The sequence below is a fragment of the Bacillus sp. 05T22 genome (assembly GCF_056396765.1).
The window spans coordinates 1-16,208 of sequence record NZ_JBFTMC010000048.1 but is presented as its reverse complement, the minus strand read 5'-3'; the positions used below and the strand labels follow the sequence as shown (position 1 = coordinate 16,208).

Below are 16,208 nucleotides of genomic sequence, written 5' to 3'. Positions count from 1 at the left end.
ATACCACCTCTCTAAGTATGAAAAACCCTTAAAAAGGGCTTTATGAGACAATCAGTAATATATTTCTATTTACATGTAGCTTTTACTACAAATGATACACTTAAAGCCGATACAATTGCACCTAATAAACCAATAATAATATTACCAAACATGCCATGAAGAAATCCCTTCCCTTATCTGTTGCAATACTTATAATAGCCCCAACGAAAAATGTGATAATCCATCCCATTTTCCGTTCTCTTTTTCTATTAAGATGTTGATTTATAATTAAATATAAAAGGAGATTTACTACAATAACACGAAATTATGTACATACATTGTATCCAAAAAAACTAAATTCTGTCAAACAACATGGAGATTATAAGTATATTAAAATATCTTTTTTTCATTCTAAATTAGGATTTTAGCACTATTCGATGTGAATTGTATCTTATTTCAAGACAAAAACCAACCTACGTTCCCTCTTTCAGAAAGGAGATCAACAAATGATTTTTAAAATGAATCCTGCTTCTATTGAAGTTGCATCCGCTATTTTAGCAATCCAAATTCCTGCTTATCAGGTGGAAGCAAAATACATTAACAGTGTAGCAATCCCACGTTTATATGATACTGTGAAAGACATTCAAAATTGTAATGAGACATTTTATGGATACATCTTTGAAAATAAACTAATAGGTTTTATTTCTTTTGTAAATGAAGGAACAATTATTGATATCCATCGCCTAGTTGTATCACCCGACTATTTCCATAGAAGAATTGCAACAAAGTTACTCCTTCATTTATTTAGCGCATCCCCTGATACAAGTAAATATATTGTACAAACAGGGAAAGCAAACACCCCTGCCCTTTCTCTATATAAAAAACACGGCTTTGTTGAAGTAAACGACATTGTAGTACCCGACGGAATCGTCCTTACTCAATTAGAAAAAGACAGAAAAAAATAAATAGTTTGACTTATTTGTTTTATTATGTTATTTTTTACTTTATAAAACCTTTTGCTTAATCCAAATTTTGGAACGGGGGAACCATTTATGTAGCCTATGCTACTTGGGGCGAATCTTTTTTAAGTAGGGGAACTCTCACTTCCCGAGTCCGACAGCTAACCTCGTAAGCGTAATGGGAGAGGGAAGGTGCTTTTTACCTATGTTACACAGTATCCCTCCTTAACTATAAAGTGTATGGAATCGTTATCACAAAAAACTATATTTATAGTAAAGGAGACTTGTACAATGTTACGTTTATCAGATCATGAAATAAAAATGATGGAGCAACGCCTCCGATTGGAGCAACAGCGTACGTATCAAGCAAACAAAATTGTAGATAGTTTACATCACAAATACTTTTTTCAACATATTTTTCAGCCGAAAAGATAAATTAACATGCTAAAATTGCTAATAGGTAAAGGTAGAAACGTTGTAAATAAAAAAACTTTACTAAGTTAGCCCTTTTATGTTCTTTCTTTAAGTGAAAAAACATTATTCGATTTATTCAAAAAAAACAAAACTTCATTACCATGTGTAATGAAGTTTTGTTTGCTACTGAATCACTTAGAACATACGTCCTTTTAGTGCTCATATAATTTCTCTTTCTTACTAAGCTTCCTTATTACAATTATATAGGCGCAAAACAAAGCACACTTTATAAACAAGAGACTGCAAAGTTTGTAACATACGACCCTATGCTGCAGTTACTGAATTTCCTTTCTGCTCTCTCCTATTCTTTTTCTTATACCACCACATATATATTCCAGTAAACATTAAAATAGATGGAGTAAGTCCACCGATTACATATAAGACTTTTGTAAATATTCCACCAAATGTCCCTGTATGTAACGGAAGATGCCAAGTTTGATAGGTAAGTCCACGATCTACATTGGGATCCATCTTTGCGATTACTTTTCCACTATACTGGTCCATCCACACCTTTACATTCCCGTTTCCTGGATCATACGAACGGCTCATACGAATTTCGATAGCCCCTTCTGCCTTTCCTTGTTTCACCTTCTCCGGAATTCTCACTTGCATAATTGTTCCTTCTGGCACTTCTTTTTCAGCTGTATGTAATAATCGATCAAGAGGAAGCTTTCCACCTGAAAGGGGTTTAGAAATTAGCTGTTCTTTCGCTGGCATCACAGTAGCCTTTGCACCAAACCATCCAAAAATAGTTTTATCATACACAAAAAGACCACCCGTTAACGAAACGATAAGTAAAAATGGAACAGAAACAGCACCAATAACTCTATGTAGATCAAATTGCTTTACATATTGATTCCTGCTTTGACGAATAATAAATCCACGCATCCATTTTCTGATTCCAGGCCACCATAAATATAACCCTGATAAAATAATAAAAAAGAAAATAAATCCAATTATACCTACAATCTCTTTCCCCTTAAAATCATTAAGAAGTAAATGATAATGAAGTTCACCTACTTGATTAAAAAATGCTTTTTCTCCTAATTCTCCATTAATTTTACCGCTACCTGGATCAATATAAATTTCTTGTTTTTCTTTTCCTTCTTTCACTCGAAATAAGTAAACACCTTGGGCACTTGGTTCATCAGGTGTATACACACGTTGAATATCACCTTTTGGGTGTTTTGCTGCTATAGTTTGAATTGCTTTCTCATAAGTAACCTTTTCCCCTTCTGTTACTCTGTATAAATCAGGATGTAATATACGATTTAGCTCGTGTTCAAAAACAAGTAAACTTCCTGTCAATCCAATTAGTACAATAAACATCCCAGCTATCATACTAAGGTATAGATGAATCTTCCTAATCACCTTTCGTACTTTCATACATATCCCCCTTAATTTATGAAAATCAAATTAATATTAAAGAGAATAATTATCATTGTCAATAACGAAAAGTTAGTTTACTTTTTCTTTTTAACCAGTTACATATTTCTTCAAAAATGAGTAATCCATAAATAGACAAATAAAGAAAGAGAAAATTGAAATATACATTCCGTTTCTCTCTTTCTTTGTTTAGCTAACAATTTGATAATGTATCAATCTATAAGTACTGTTTTAAAAATAATTCTTCATTAGCTCACTCATCCAATTCGGAACACGAACATTCTCTCTCACATCAAATGCAGCAATATATGGTTTTACATCTAAAATAGCTGTTTGATCATTAGCATCTAACCCTTTTACTGTAATAATATTGTTTTTAATTTCTAATATTTCAACAGTAGTAATTCCAATTGGATTCGGACGATACTTTGTCCTTTGTGCAAAACATCCCTTTTCATCAAAGTCACTTAATCCTCTTGGTCTTCTAATCCATGATTTGTCGTTTTCTTCCTGAAAATCATTCATATAGAAAATAATAGTGGCATGAGAATATTCATCAAGGCCAATTAATCCTTCAATATATTCTGGGTATATCCTAATATTAGAAATAACATTTCCCCAATTACTATATACTTTTTCATCGATAGAAGAATGTACCTCTCCAATTTTCACCATATTAATATTACTCATTATTTACACCTTCTTTTTTATACAGTAACTTATTTTCTTGCTTTAACAATTAAAGTCGTCGGTAACATTCACATCATATAACCTGAGCGTCCTTTTCTCTTCGCCCGATAATTTTTCACTTTCGCAATCGTACCACACGCTCTCCCATCTTTACCTCCAGCATACATACCACACCAACGTTTACTCCCATTACGAGAATAATCATAAAAAACCCAGCGGCAATCTGGACATGCTTTTAACCGGCTCCATCTCTTTTGATCAATAGCAACCAAAATACTTTGTAAAATCATCGTATACAAATTTTCTTCTCCAATTGGTTCATATGCAACAGAATCCATATTCTCTGTCACACATACTCGAAACGGATACTTTCCAAACCATTCTTGTAGTGTCCCTTTCTCCTCAACCACGAAACGAATTCCATCTCTAAATTGCTTCAGCTCATCCAACGTACCAAAAGAGAGTTCCTCATCAAAATGGTTTCTCATAAATTGAAGTACATCATCTATTGTATTAAGCTCATCTACCTGCTTCCTTGTATCATTTGGAATTCTCCATGTATTTAAAAAATTTCTTACAACTTCTAATTGTCCTGGTGCCTCTTGGCCGTGACTCAAATTCATTCACCATCTTTCTAAAATTTACTTTTTTCTGACTTTATGTATAATTATAATATAAAACAGTTAACCATTAAAAATTTTTAACGGTTACATTCCAGGAGGGATTTTATGAAAAACTTTTCAATACCCATACGTTTTATACTCATTTCTTCCTTTTTCATGGCATTTGGATACTTTGCTGTGTATGCCTTTCTCGCTATTTATTTATCAAGTTTTTTATACTTTTCTGCCATGCAAGTAGGAACAATTTTAACAATTATGACTATCACATCACGAGTTATCCCTTTATTTTCTGGTATCATTGCCGACAAAGTAGGCTATATGATTATGATGATATCTGGTTTACTATTAAGAGGCATTGGCTTTATTTGTTTAGGGATATTTTCAGAGTTTCATACTATTTCAATTTCTGCTTCACTAATTGGGTTCGGAACTGCATTTTATGAACCCGCTGCACGCGCTGTATTTGCCTCACAACCTGCTCGTATCCGAAAAGATTTATTTACATACTTAAATCTCGCTTTTAACAGCGGAGCTATTATCGGCCCAATTGCTGGCAGCCTGTTACTCATATGGAATCCTTTGTATCCATTTATACTTACTGGATCACTCATGTTATTATTTGCTGTCCTTTTTTATCCTCTTAGAAGTCACTTTCAAGTCTCTACGGAAAATGTACAGCTCTTATCTGGATTTAAAGCCGTTATTGAAAATAAACATTTTCTCTCATTCTCAGGCATCATGATTTTCTTTTACATTATGTTCACTCAACTTACTGTTGCTCTTCCTCTTCATATGACCAACATCAGTCATAATGAAAAATTAGGAGGAATTGTTATTACAATGAATGCTATTACAGGCGTTTTATTTATGATTGCTTTTAGGAAAATCTTTCACAAATACACTACACTATCGATTGTAAAATATGGCGTTCTATTAATGGGAATTTCTTTTTTACTAATCCCCTTATTTCAAGATCCGTATTGGCTATTTGTTTGTGTTATTTTATTTACAATTGGTGAAACACTTGTATTACCTAATGCTGACATTACAATCGCGAATTACAGTAATGAATCTTATACAGCTACATATTTTGGTTTTTACCAGCTATCTCTCGCTGCCGGATTTATGATTGGAAACTATACAGGAACATGGCTTACATCACAGATGCAAGAGACATATACACCTTGGTTTATTTTGGGAACACTTGGTGTTATAGGTTTTATTTTGCTTCATATTTTAAAAAATATGKAGCAAAAACACGAAAAAGAGATGATTCATACAGGATTATAAACGTATATAATGCAATGAAAAGCACCGTCCAGTCTATTGAACGGTGCTTTTCATAAAAAATTATAATTTTTTAACATTTTAGAATTAGTCAATTTAACACCTTTACGTTCTACGGTTTGTGAACAAACCATTTTGTAGCCTCCAAGTTCAAAAAATGGCTTAGCTGTAATACTTGCTTCTGTATCAATTTCTAAAAGATTTAATTTCTTCGTCTCAGATTCAAGCATATCAACTAAAGCTGTGGCTATACCTTGTCCTTGATAATCTTTATGAACATACAGTCTATCTAAGTGTCCATTATGCAGTGAACTTTATTTCAAATCCATAATAATATCCAGTATAAAAAACACCTTTTAGTAAAACTAAAAGATGTTTTTTTGTGAAACCATTAATGAATATCATGTTTTTTGAAATTACCGCCTTTTACTTCTGCTACGTCATATACGGTAATAAAGGCATTTTCATCAATTTCATGAATGAGTTCTTTCATTTTACTTTCTTCTAAACGGTTAATGACACAAGTGATTTCTTTAAATTGTTCCTTTGAATAACCGCCGTAAACTTCATTATACGTTGCACTTCGACCTAAGCGATCTCGAATTGTTTCTACCATTAATTCAGGTTCCTTTGTGATAATTTTAAAGGTTTTAGAACCACTTAAACCTACTTCAACGATGTGAATTACTTTAGAGGCAATAAAGTAAGCAATTGCCGAAAGAATAGCTCCTTGAAGACCAAATACTGTTGAGACAAAAATAAAGACAAACATGTTTAAAAATAAGATGAGATCACTTGTCCCAAAAGGTAATTTTCGAGAAAGTAATACGGCTAACATATCAATTCCATCTAATGCGCCACCATTACGCAATGCTAACCCCATACCAAAGCCGATGATAATCCCACCAACAACGGTAATTAACAATGTATCACCTTGAATAATAGTTGGTACTTGGTGCATAAGGACAGTACCGATTGCTAGTGAAGCAATACCGATAACCGAATAAACAGCAAAACTTTTACCAATTTGCTTATATCCTAACCAAACAAAAGGGATATTAATGACTGCAATTAGAATTCCTAATGGTAATCCAAATAGTTCTGAGCTAACGATACTTAAGCCCGTCACACCACCATCTGATACGTTGTTTGGGATTAATACTGATTCTAGTCCATACGCTGTTATAAATGCCCCAATAATAATCATTAATGCTCGTAAAACGATTTTTAGTTTATGGGGCTTGTTCTTTTTGATTGTACTCATATAATTTCCTCGCTTCAAACTTTTTTCCTTTTCATTACTACACATTTTTTAATCAGTTAAACTCATTCCTAATAACTATTCTAACACATTTCCATCAGAATATTTCTTGAAGTATTTTGCCTCTTTAAGTAATTTTTTTCACAATCTCTTCTAAAATGTAAAAAAGATATCCAATTTTCTTTTAAGCTGTTATTCAACAAAGTGGCCCGATTGTGGAATTACAGAACGGGCATATTATTAAATCAATCCTATTATTTGTATGTTGGATAAACTCATTAATTTCCTCCTCAGATATCTACAATTCAGTTTTAATTGCAATTAAACCGAAGAACTCAGTTTTTTGCAGAGGTTATTATCAAGTGAAATAGTATTATGTTGGTTTGAAATAAAGTTTGGTCAAAAATACCCCGCAAGCCAGCATTATGCAATAAATAAAAAGCATTCATTTTGAAAAAAGATTTAATCAAAACACGCTCTTAATATTTTCAGTTGGTTCACTCTTTTATAAAAAAGTCTGATCATTCCCTATCTATGTTGCTTCACAATCGCGCCCTTTAATGGAATAACTATCTTAAAATCACTTAATTCTTAATTAACTATAGATTTAGTTGAATAAGAAAACATAGTTATAGTTTGGTTAGTTAATTTTGTCCCTTTGAACCTGTCCAATTTGACGTCATCACATGTTATTTATCTATATTGGAAATAACTGCTCCAGTCATGGCATCAATGTACTGGATGGAGGTCCTGGAATGACAATCACACGCTTGATAAACAAGGATATAGGATTCTGTTTCACTATCATAATTTTTGTTCCAAGCTAATTCAAAATCCAAATGATTGATAAATATTTCACTTGCTTCTTTTTTAGAAATAACCGGTTCAACAGGGATTTGGCTCAATTGTTCCATATCAAAACGCGGTCCACTATAATGATCAACCTGTCCTGTTTGACGATTAACAACAACCATAACTCGCCACTTCGTTCATTAAACCACATAAAGCTTCTGATTTTACCAGTTTTCTTTGAAATGAAGGCTTTAACTGTATCTTCTGACTGTCTTTTGAAAAAGCCATTTATAGATAAATCTCCTTCCTTCATCTCCCAGTCCCGATCACGCCACACTATGCCCGTTTCTTCTCCCATATCTACTTCACGAATGACTTCCATCCTCTCGGTAATACCAATGATATCTTCAATAGATAAATCTTTTCGTAAGGTCGTACTCGAAGGAGGAGTAAGCAAGACATATGTTTGCGGAGCGTCTTCGTCATGTATAATCGTTAACGTTGGTTTCAAAACGCCAGCTTTATATTTCATAAAAAATTGCTCAGGTTCGTACACAAGACGGAGTCCATCTACTGCTACATCATGAGTAGCAGTATACAACTTTGCAATTGTCAGTTGAAAATTAAGTCTATTTTGTACGTGTTCAACCAGTTTTTCTTTTGAAATCAACGTTTTCGGAATATCAGGAATCCTTTTCACACCTTCATATGTAAAGTTAACAATATTCCCCGCGAGGTCTATATCAATATAACAACCAGCATGTTCTAACGGTAAGTCCATTACGATTTGTTCATAGTAAAAACGGTCTGCACAAGTAATTTCTTTTGTTTTATAGTATGTTAAATCTTTTAATGCTTCAGGATAATGGCTAAGTAAGAATTGTTCGGCACATTCTCTTTTTTCCTCTATATTTAAAGGCATCACATCTGAATTTTTATCGTTATTATCAATTGATAAACCAGTCAAATTACCAGATAAATCCAGGTTAATAGTAATACCCTCATCTTGTTCTTCGTTTGTCCATGAAAACATAGCCTCCCCTTCTCCATTCTCTCGCTCAACATACTCCTCTATGAGAGGTTGAAAATGACTAGGAATTTGGACCATCGATATTGCACGTTTCTTTAATTCTTCTCTTAGCAAGCAAGCCACCTCTGTATTTTTGATATTTCTTTCTCTTTCTCCACTATTTTAATTTTACATTACTTAAAAGAATTGATATACTTTCTTGCATTTTTCTGCTTCTTTGAATAACGTCAGTATAATAACTACTTCGAAACCTTTTCAAAAAATCCCTGCATATTCCACAAAATGGCCCTATAATAGAATAATAAAAATAGAGAAACAGATACAACTTAGCTTATTTTTCTTCAAGTAACGCCCCCGTTGCTTGAAGAAAGTATAAAAATTTAAGGTATTACACCTGAAAAATCCCCTTTTAACACTTCTTTTTCATTCTGATTTTTACATAAAAAAGATGCAATAATAACTGTTCTATTATTTTCTTGCCTTTCGTATTTTTCAATTTTCACTTCACAACTTATTGTATCCCCCGAAAATACAGGTCTTAAAAACTCAAAATTCATAGTACGAGCCAGTACGTTATGATCCCCACCAACTTTTGTTGGTAAAGTTGCCGTTTATAAACCTTGAACTACAAGTCTACCCTGTTCATCTGGGGTTATATGATGAATCCCTTCATCACCTGAAAGCTCTGTAAATAATTCAACATCCCTTACTGTAAAAGTCCGTTCAAATGTAATTATATCTCCTACTTTTAATGGCATATGAATCTCCTTCTGAAGGTTTTATACTGTACACTTAATAATAATCAGAATATTACAACAATACCAAACGATATTCAATAACCCATCCGTTAGTGAAAAAGCGTCTCTGCATGCAGACGGTAGCCTGTTAGTTATACAAGCACGTACTTAAATTTTTCTAAGGGAAATACTAAATATTGAGGTGAGTTCAGTTCATTCTATTGAAGTCTTATCTTGTTGTGAGAAAATCTTGAGGTTTCCAATCTATCGGCTTTATGCTCTTATTCATCCATTTCTTTTGTGCTGCTTGGTATGGGATGGCAGCGATTAAATGATTATTGTGCCAGCTTACTGCTCCGGAACGAATCATTTCATCGAGTAGTATTTGAATAAATTCTTCTAGCTGAAGCTGGAAAGAGTAGCGTGCAAAATCTTGGAACCAACCACACTTTAGTAGGTAGTTATCGATTTCTTCTTTTGCCAATCCGTTTTTAAGGATTAATGTGAATGAAAAAATCCTCTTGCAGGCATGCCATGAAACTTTTTCTGGCATCCTGAGCCACTTTTCAAACCGTTCCCTTGCTGCATCAATAGCAGCGAGAGGATTCTCCATTTGAGGTCCATGTCCTGAATATGCCTGTTGAATCCGGAGCATGGACAATCCTTCCAAACTTTCAATAGATCGTTGGATGGATGCCACACCCTCTCGAAAAATATTTAACCATCGATATCATTTTTGTGAAAAAGATCCCCGCAAATTAATATCTCTTCTACAGGTTCATATAAAGAAATATGCCCTAATGTATGTCCTGGTGTGTACAAGAACTTTCAAGGTTCTACTTCCTGTATTAATCTCATCGTTATCTGAGAGCTTTGTATCGACTCGATAAGGTTCTACAGGCTGCTCTAACCATTCTGCACTACAGGCTTCAGGGTCACAAGAATTAATTAAATCGGCGTCCCATTTATGAGCAGCAATCGTAACAGCATAATTTTTTTGAAGATGATAATTGCCTCCTACATGGTCACTATGCTAGTGCGTGTTTACAATAAGATGTAACTCTTCTGGAGAAACGCCTGTTTCTTTAATTAATTGCTCTGTCTCTTTCGCATCACTTCTGCATAACGATCTTCCATTATCGGGCGTATTTCTTATAAAAGAATTGCGTCTTTATTAAGAATCAAAAACCATGAGTGATTTCAATAGCAGCTGTCTCCACGGGAGGAAAGACCTCGATAACGATGTGAGAAACTAAGACATCAATGTTATAGTCAGTATTTTTAGGAAAAAAACAAGTCTAGAGTTCCCTTTTTTATAGGAAGCTCGAGCATTCGACCCACTGATAAAGGGAAACCCAAAGGGCATACTAAGATTATATTTAAAATGGGAGGATATAAATTTGAGTACAATAGAGAATGCATTATCTATCTTCGCCTTAGGCGGCTTGAATGAAATCGGGAAAAATATGTATGCAATCGAATATTCAAACGATATCGTGATTATCGACTGTGGCAATAAGTTTCCAGATGAAAGTTTATTAGGAATTGATTTGATTATCCCTGATATAGCTTACTTAGTAGAAAATAAAGATAAAGTCAGGGCTTTAATTGTCACACATGGACATGAAGATCATATCGGGGGGATCCCGTTCTTCTTAAAAAAATTGAATGTACCCGTTTATGCCACACGCTTCACACTAGGATTAATTGAAATCAAATTAAAAGAACATAAACTTCTAAGAGAAAGCGAACTTGTTGAAATCAACTCAAACTCAAACTTGACAATCGGAGAAATGAGTGTAAGCTTTTTCAAAGTGACCCATAGTATTCCTGATTGCTTGGGAATGGTCTTTCACACACCAGAGGGTAATATTGTACATACGGGGGACTTCAAGTTCGATTTAACCCCTGCGAATAATGAGAATTCGGATATTCATAAAATGGCTGAAATCGGCAAAGAAGGAGTCTTGCTTCTATTGTCTGAGAGTACCAATGCAGAACGTCCTGGTTTGACCCCATCGGAACAAATGGTAGGTGAACATGTGGAAGCAGCTTTCATGAAAGCCGAACGCAAAGTTATTCTTTCTACCTTTGCTTCAAATATTAGTCGCGTTCAGCAAGTCGTGAATGCAGCGCAAAAAACAAATCGAAAACTTGCGTTGCTTGGACGAAGTATGGTTAAGGTCGTAGCGGTTGCTATGGAACGTGGTTATTTAACAGTTCCATATGGAATGTTAATTGACCCACATGAAATCAATGAAATGGCTCCTGAAAGGGTGGCTATTTTATGCACGGGGAGTCAAGGAGAACCATTGGCTGCTCTTGCTCGCCTGTCCACTGGAAACTTTCGCGGTGTCGACATTTTACCTGAAGATACGGTTATCTTTGCAGCAGGTCCAATACCCGGGAATGAACGAAATGTCACGAGTATCGTAGACAACTTATTTGCACTTGGAGCCAAAGTGATTTATGGATCAGGAAGTACATCCGGAATGCATGTTTCTGGCCATGGTTATCAAGAAGATTTAAAACTAATGCTTACATTAATGAAACCAAAATATTTTATTCCCATTCACGGTGAATTTAGAATGCTACACCATCACCGTTTGTTAGGTGAATCCGTTGGAGTAGAGCAAGGAAACACGTTTATCATCAATAATGGCGATGTCGTCGATATTGAACATACCATTGCCCGTCAGACCCGGAAAATACCGGTTGGGAATACCTACGTAGACGGGGGGGATGTCGATAATATTGGGGAAGTTGTGTTACGAGACCGCAAACAACTTTCAGAGGATGGGATGCTCATGATTGTTTTAACTATGAGCAAAGCGGAAGGAAAACTGATTTCTGAACCCGATACCATTTCTCGTGGATTTGTGGATAGAGATTTCTCGGAACTCCGAAGAGACGTTAATCGACTTACTATAAAAACTGTTAACGAGCTACAAGAAGCAAATAGAAACCAATGGAATGTAATAAAAAAACAAATAAAAAAATCAATACGACAATATGTATATACACATACTAAGAAAAAGCCAATGATTGTTCCTATACTTATTGAAATCTAATAGGGGGAAAGTTTTCAAAAAAATGAATTAATTGATCTTCAACAATTGGGCGCAATTCTTGTCCTGTTATAAAAATGTTTTAGACCGAACATCGTTGGTCTGATTAGATTTCTCTATTCTTATTTTTCTAATTTAATAAAATAAAGATTTAGACTGCGGACTAAGTTTCATTTCGTGAAAAAAGTTTTTATTAAAATAAAGTATTAGACTGAATAGCAGATATGCGATTTTTATACGAGAAATATGTAAAGTGACAATAAAATTATTTAATTTTAAAACCTCAAACACGCATAACCCCATGCTGATTTTAGGATGGGGTTAAAATAAAATTGTTTAATTTTTTTAAGGTCTTGAATTTTATGTTGGATGTCCTCTAATTTAAGAACAGTGAAATCATATATGTCACGGCACTTTGCTTCATTGCGATCGACACCCCCTAGCAATTTGTCAATTTCATTTAAGGTAAATCCCAATTCCTGCGTCCGTTTTATGAAATTCAAATGATCGACCGTTTGTAGGGAATACACTCGGTATCCTTTTTCGGTACGATTAGGCTCTGGAATTAAGCCTAATCGTTCATAGAATCGAATGGTCTCCTTGTTAACGCCACACTTTTCAGCCAGTTCTCCAATACGATATTGCATCTATCTCACCTCATATAAAGTATAAACCCTGTACCATAGTACAGGGTCAAGGGAAGTATTATTTACTATATTATCGATCTACTTTCTTAAAATAAACTGTCATTTTTCAATAAGCCTTACTCAACAATATGGCCCAATTGTTGAGTAAGAAAAAATCCTGCATATTCACACAGGATTTTTAATCAAACTTTATTATAAATGATCAATCTTTATTATAAATAATCGAACTTTGTTTTAAATAATCTATCTTTTTTATAAAACAACATAAACGATATTTAATGCTTGTTACGGGACTTTGTTTTTGATAATGAGTTTCGGAACTGGTTTTTGACCATCTTTCTGTTAGTTTCGTTAGAACTCAATAAAGTTCCTTAAACGTCCGTTTTTGACTCCTATTGTTAAATCCTTGTTATATGTAAACGACAAATAGACCTAAAGATATAATAAAATTGATTTTTTAGGTCTATTTGTCGTTTACGTTAATAAAAGAAAAAACGGGCTTGTTAGACAACCCGTTTTTTCTTTTAGCTCTTTTTTCTTTTCGGTAAGTCAGGAGCCTTCTTTATCGTGTCAACAACATGCATGACCGCGAAATATGGATGTTTTAAAATCATTTTCGGTCCGCTCTTCTTCATAACATCCTTAACGAAATCTTTCATATCTGGTTTATAACAATGAATTTTGCAATTTTGACATGCTGGCTTCTTCTCTTGAAATGGACATTTTGATAAACGAAAATAAGCATACTCTTTTAACTTCTGACATTCTTCACATATAGTATCTTGTTCATGTTCGTTTTTACAATACATATCAATCATAATGCTAATTGTTTTCTCTTCACGTTCAATTCGATTCATGGCTAGCGCCGCCCGTTCCAAAGTCTCTCCGCTTTGATTGTAAGACTTTTTTAGAGGGTTTCCATGAATTTTTATTGACAGTTTTTCTAATGTTTATCTCTTTCCTACGAATTATTAATGGAGAATGTCCCTACCAATCATAACCAACAGTAAAAGCGAACGCATTAAGATTTAAATAAACATCTTTCTTTTTCTTACGAGCTTCGGATGCTTAAACCACTGGAACAACAAGCGTCCACTCGATTCTTCCACGCTATTGATTGATCTGTTTTGACATGGAACTGATTCTATTGGTAGGTGGGGACAGTTTGACGCTTACGAACCATGACAAATGGAAAACATTCTTTTCCCGTGCTCAAAATAAACAACTCATTCTATCTGGTCGTAAAGATGCGAAACACGAAAATTTTGTATTCCAGTATGTGATCGAGAAACAGGAATTATGGATGACGACAAGTACAGGAAAACCGGTTATGTTTCCAGCGGTTACGTTCCCGTATGGACAAGAAATCATTGAAGAAGTGATCATAACTCAATTACAGTGTAAAAATAAGAAAAAAAACGGTAAACCGATTGCGTGGTCTGTGGAAGACCATGGTGAATATTACATTGCAAAATGTTTAGTCGATGTACCGGAAAATCCAAACACAAATTATAGTAAAGCAGATGGTGTTATTGGTGTAGATTGCAATCTTGAGCATTTTGCGTGGGCAAATGTAACAAAGGATGGAAATTATAAAGGAAGTGGTTCCCTCCATTTTTCGATTCTAGGTAAATCCACCGGACAAATCACAAAGATCATCGAAGTGGAAGCCATTCGCTTAGTTGACTTAGCGAAGCGGTATAATAAGCCGAAAGAAGCCTTACAGATCGAGCGATTAGACGTATTTGAAAGTGAAAAGAAAAAGCTAAGAAAATTGTTTGCATAAAGAAAAAAGAACACCTTGTCTCAGTCTCTTACACTTGTTACCAGAGTAGATAACAAGTCTAGGAACTGGATGCATGACAAAGTGTTCTACACCTCGATATAAGAAAAAAGTAGCTGTACCTGTTTTCCACGGAAGATAGAATAGGTCGTCTTACATAAGGACACTACGGAATTTCTATATCGTTGTATCCTCTTTGTTGAACGAGAGGAAGTGTTTTGAAATAGTAGAATCCCCCGCCTCAAGCTCGTGTAGAGGTAGGTGGGGGTAGTTCAATGAACTGTTTAACTTCCTTAAATGCCCTTGTTCCTACATCCAAAGAATTAACTGTAAACTAGTTCTTTTTGGCTTAGATCAAGCGTCTGCGCTGTTGAAGTATGAATCTCTTGGAAAATCTCTGGGTTTTCCGCTAGTGACACGCCATAAGAAGGAATCATTTCTTTTATTTTCAGTTCCCACTCTTTCATACGTTGTGGGAAGCATTTTTCTAATACCTCAAGCATAACGTGAACAGCAGTAGAAGCACCCGGAGAAGCGCCGAGCAATGCAGCTATCGAGCCATCAGCGGCACTAACAACTTCCGTACCAAATTGAAGTGTTCCTTTACCACCGGCATCAGTATCTTTGATAACTTGCACACGTTGGCCCGCTACCACTATACCCCAATCCTCGCTTTTGGCGTTCGGAATAAACTCGCGTAATTCTTCCATGCGCTTTTCATTCGATAACATAACTTGCTGGATCAAGTATTTTGTCAATGACATCTCTTTTACGCCTGCCGCCATCATAGTGAGGACATTATTTGGTTTTACGGAACCTATCAAATCAAAATTCGAACCAGTTTTTAAGAACTTTGGTGAGAAGCCGGCAAACGGTCCAAACAGCAATGTTTTTTTGTTGTCAATATATCTTGTATCAAGATGCGGAACAGACATTGGCGGAGCACCAACCTTAGCCTTACCGTATACTTTCGCATGATGCTGCGCTGCAACTTCCGGATTGTTACATACCATAAATAATCCGCTTACCGGGAACCCTCCAATATGTTTTGACTCAGGAATACCGGTTTTTTGTAGTAAAGGCAGACTTCCGCCCCCACCGCCGATAAAGACGAATTTTGCAGTATGGTATTCGATTTTACCACTATCCATATCATGCACTTTCACTTCCCATGATCCGTCGCTAGCACGTTTAATATTCTCGACACTATGTTTGTAGTTTATTTCGACATTTTTACTCTGCAAGTGGTCAAACAACATACGTGTTAAAGCACCAAAGTTGACATCCGTTCCAGAATCGATTTTTGTTGCCGCTATTGGCTCATTCGATGTACGCCCTTCCATAATAAGCGGCATCCACTCCTTCAGCTTTTCATGGTCATCAGAAAATTCCATCCCTTGAAACAGCGGACTATTTGAAAGCGCTTCAAAACGTTTTTTCAAAAACGTTACATTTTTTTCCCCTTGTACCATACTCATATGAGGTATTGGCA

Annotated in this window: 15 protein-coding genes, 4 pseudogenes and 1 riboswitch; of the genes and pseudogenes, 6 read left to right on the top strand and 13 right to left on the bottom strand. The window is 35.0% G+C overall.

The features are described from left to right. Positions 1-485 precede the first annotated feature (485 nt). Together AC1DIT_RS15345 and AC1DIT_RS15340 are read left to right on the top strand one after the other, a co-directional pair. The gene (locus tag AC1DIT_RS15345) at positions 486-944 is read left to right on the top strand and encodes a GNAT family N-acetyltransferase (RefSeq protein ID WP_016115466.1); all 459 of its coding nucleotides are present in this window, start codon (positions 486-488) and stop codon (positions 942-944) included. Positions 945-986: 42 nt separating this feature from the next. Then, positions 987-1,130: riboswitch (cyclic di-AMP (ydaO/yuaA leader) on the top strand. Between the two features lie 99 nt (positions 1,131-1,229). Next, positions 1,230-1,373 (top strand): hypothetical protein, encoded by a 144-nt coding sequence (locus AC1DIT_RS15340; RefSeq protein WP_003198661.1) that lies wholly within the window; start codon positions 1,230-1,232, stop codon positions 1,371-1,373. A 303-nt stretch (positions 1,374-1,676) separates the two neighbouring features. Here the strand turns inward: AC1DIT_RS15340 and AC1DIT_RS15335 are convergent, their stop codons facing one another. The 3 genes from AC1DIT_RS15335 to AC1DIT_RS15325 form a co-directional block, all read right to left on the bottom strand. Beyond that, complete coding sequence (locus tag AC1DIT_RS15335; protein ID WP_476998271.1) at positions 1,677-2,798, bottom strand: PepSY-associated TM helix domain-containing protein; 1,122 nt, start codon at positions 2,796-2,798, stop codon at positions 1,677-1,679. Between the two features lie 231 nt (positions 2,799-3,029). Continuing rightward, entirely contained in the window at positions 3,030-3,488 is a 459-nt protein-coding gene (gene tsaA / locus AC1DIT_RS15330) for a tRNA (N6-threonylcarbamoyladenosine(37)-N6)-methyltransferase TrmO (RefSeq protein ID WP_016115468.1), read from the bottom strand. A gap of 68 nt (positions 3,489-3,556) precedes the next feature. Beyond that, entirely contained in the window at positions 3,557-4,111 is a 555-nt protein-coding gene (locus AC1DIT_RS15325; RefSeq protein WP_016115469.1) for a CGNR zinc finger domain-containing protein, read from the bottom strand. Between the two features lie 105 nt (positions 4,112-4,216). Here AC1DIT_RS15325 and AC1DIT_RS15320 point away from each other — a divergent pair, with 105 nt between their 5' ends. Continuing rightward, on the top strand, positions 4,217-5,401 hold the full coding sequence (locus tag AC1DIT_RS15320; RefSeq protein WP_476998270.1) for an MDR family MFS transporter: 1,185 nt from the start codon (positions 4,217-4,219) through the stop codon (positions 5,399-5,401). Positions 5,402-5,451: 50 nt separating this feature from the next. Here the strand turns inward: AC1DIT_RS15320 and AC1DIT_RS15315 are convergent. Together AC1DIT_RS15315 and AC1DIT_RS15310 are read right to left on the bottom strand one after the other, a co-directional pair. Next, positions 5,452-5,703, bottom strand: a pseudogene (locus AC1DIT_RS15315) (GNAT family N-acetyltransferase); the annotation flags it as partial. 86 nt (positions 5,704-5,789) lie between these two features. Then, positions 5,790-6,662 (bottom strand): YitT family protein, encoded by an 873-nt coding sequence (locus AC1DIT_RS15310; RefSeq protein WP_016115471.1) that lies wholly within the window; start codon positions 6,660-6,662, stop codon positions 5,790-5,792. A gap of 236 nt (positions 6,663-6,898) precedes the next feature. Between AC1DIT_RS15310 and AC1DIT_RS15305 the strand changes: the two are divergent. Beyond that, positions 6,899-7,030, top strand: a pseudogene (locus AC1DIT_RS15305) (DUF3267 domain-containing protein); the annotation flags it as partial. A 318-nt stretch (positions 7,031-7,348) separates the two neighbouring features. Here the strand turns inward: AC1DIT_RS15305 and AC1DIT_RS15300 are convergent. From AC1DIT_RS15300 to AC1DIT_RS15280, 5 genes and pseudogenes are all read right to left on the bottom strand, one after another. Beyond that, complete coding sequence (locus AC1DIT_RS15300; RefSeq protein WP_476998269.1) at positions 7,349-7,573, bottom strand: hypothetical protein; 225 nt, start codon at positions 7,571-7,573, stop codon at positions 7,349-7,351. After that, entirely contained in the window at positions 7,561-8,595 is a 1,035-nt protein-coding gene (locus AC1DIT_RS15295; RefSeq protein ID WP_476998268.1) for a YcdB/YcdC domain-containing protein, read from the bottom strand. Before AC1DIT_RS15295 ends, AC1DIT_RS15300 begins: the two co-directional genes overlap by 13 nt. 266 nt (positions 8,596-8,861) lie before the next feature. Beyond that, positions 8,862-9,239, bottom strand: a pseudogene (locus AC1DIT_RS15290) (FAS1-like dehydratase domain-containing protein). A gap of 208 nt (positions 9,240-9,447) precedes the next feature. Next, positions 9,448-9,873 (bottom strand): hypothetical protein, encoded by a 426-nt coding sequence (locus AC1DIT_RS15285; protein WP_016115474.1) that lies wholly within the window; start codon positions 9,871-9,873, stop codon positions 9,448-9,450. 62 nt (positions 9,874-9,935) lie between these two features. Further along, positions 9,936-10,040, bottom strand: coding sequence for an MBL fold metallo-hydrolase (locus tag AC1DIT_RS15280; RefSeq protein ID WP_340861714.1), 105 nt, complete (start codon positions 10,038-10,040; stop codon positions 9,936-9,938). Positions 10,041-10,618: 578 nt separating this feature from the next. Between AC1DIT_RS15280 and AC1DIT_RS15275 the strand changes: the two genes are divergently transcribed. Then, positions 10,619-12,289 (top strand): ribonuclease J, encoded by a 1,671-nt coding sequence (locus tag AC1DIT_RS15275; RefSeq protein ID WP_016115475.1) that lies wholly within the window; start codon positions 10,619-10,621, stop codon positions 12,287-12,289. A gap of 272 nt (positions 12,290-12,561) precedes the next feature. On the opposite strand, the gene AC1DIT_RS15270 is transcribed toward AC1DIT_RS15275, so the two are convergent. Next, entirely contained in the window at positions 12,562-12,933 is a 372-nt protein-coding gene (locus AC1DIT_RS15270) for a MerR family transcriptional regulator (protein WP_016115476.1), read from the bottom strand. A 524-nt stretch (positions 12,934-13,457) separates the two neighbouring features. Beyond that, a complete protein-coding gene (locus tag AC1DIT_RS15265) occupies positions 13,458-13,811 on the bottom strand; it encodes a nitrous oxide-stimulated promoter family protein (RefSeq protein WP_255255006.1) in 354 nt (117 codons plus the stop codon). A gap of 299 nt (positions 13,812-14,110) precedes the next feature. Between AC1DIT_RS15265 and AC1DIT_RS15260 the strand changes: the two are divergent. Further along, positions 14,111-14,719 (top strand): annotated as a pseudogene (locus AC1DIT_RS15260) (hypothetical protein); the annotation flags it as partial. A 320-nt stretch (positions 14,720-15,039) separates the two neighbouring features. Here the strand turns inward: AC1DIT_RS15260 and mqo are convergent. Further along, positions 15,040-16,208, bottom strand: a 1,169-nt coding sequence (gene mqo, locus AC1DIT_RS15255) for a malate dehydrogenase (quinone) (RefSeq protein ID WP_476998267.1), incomplete at its 5' end; no start/stop codon positions are given.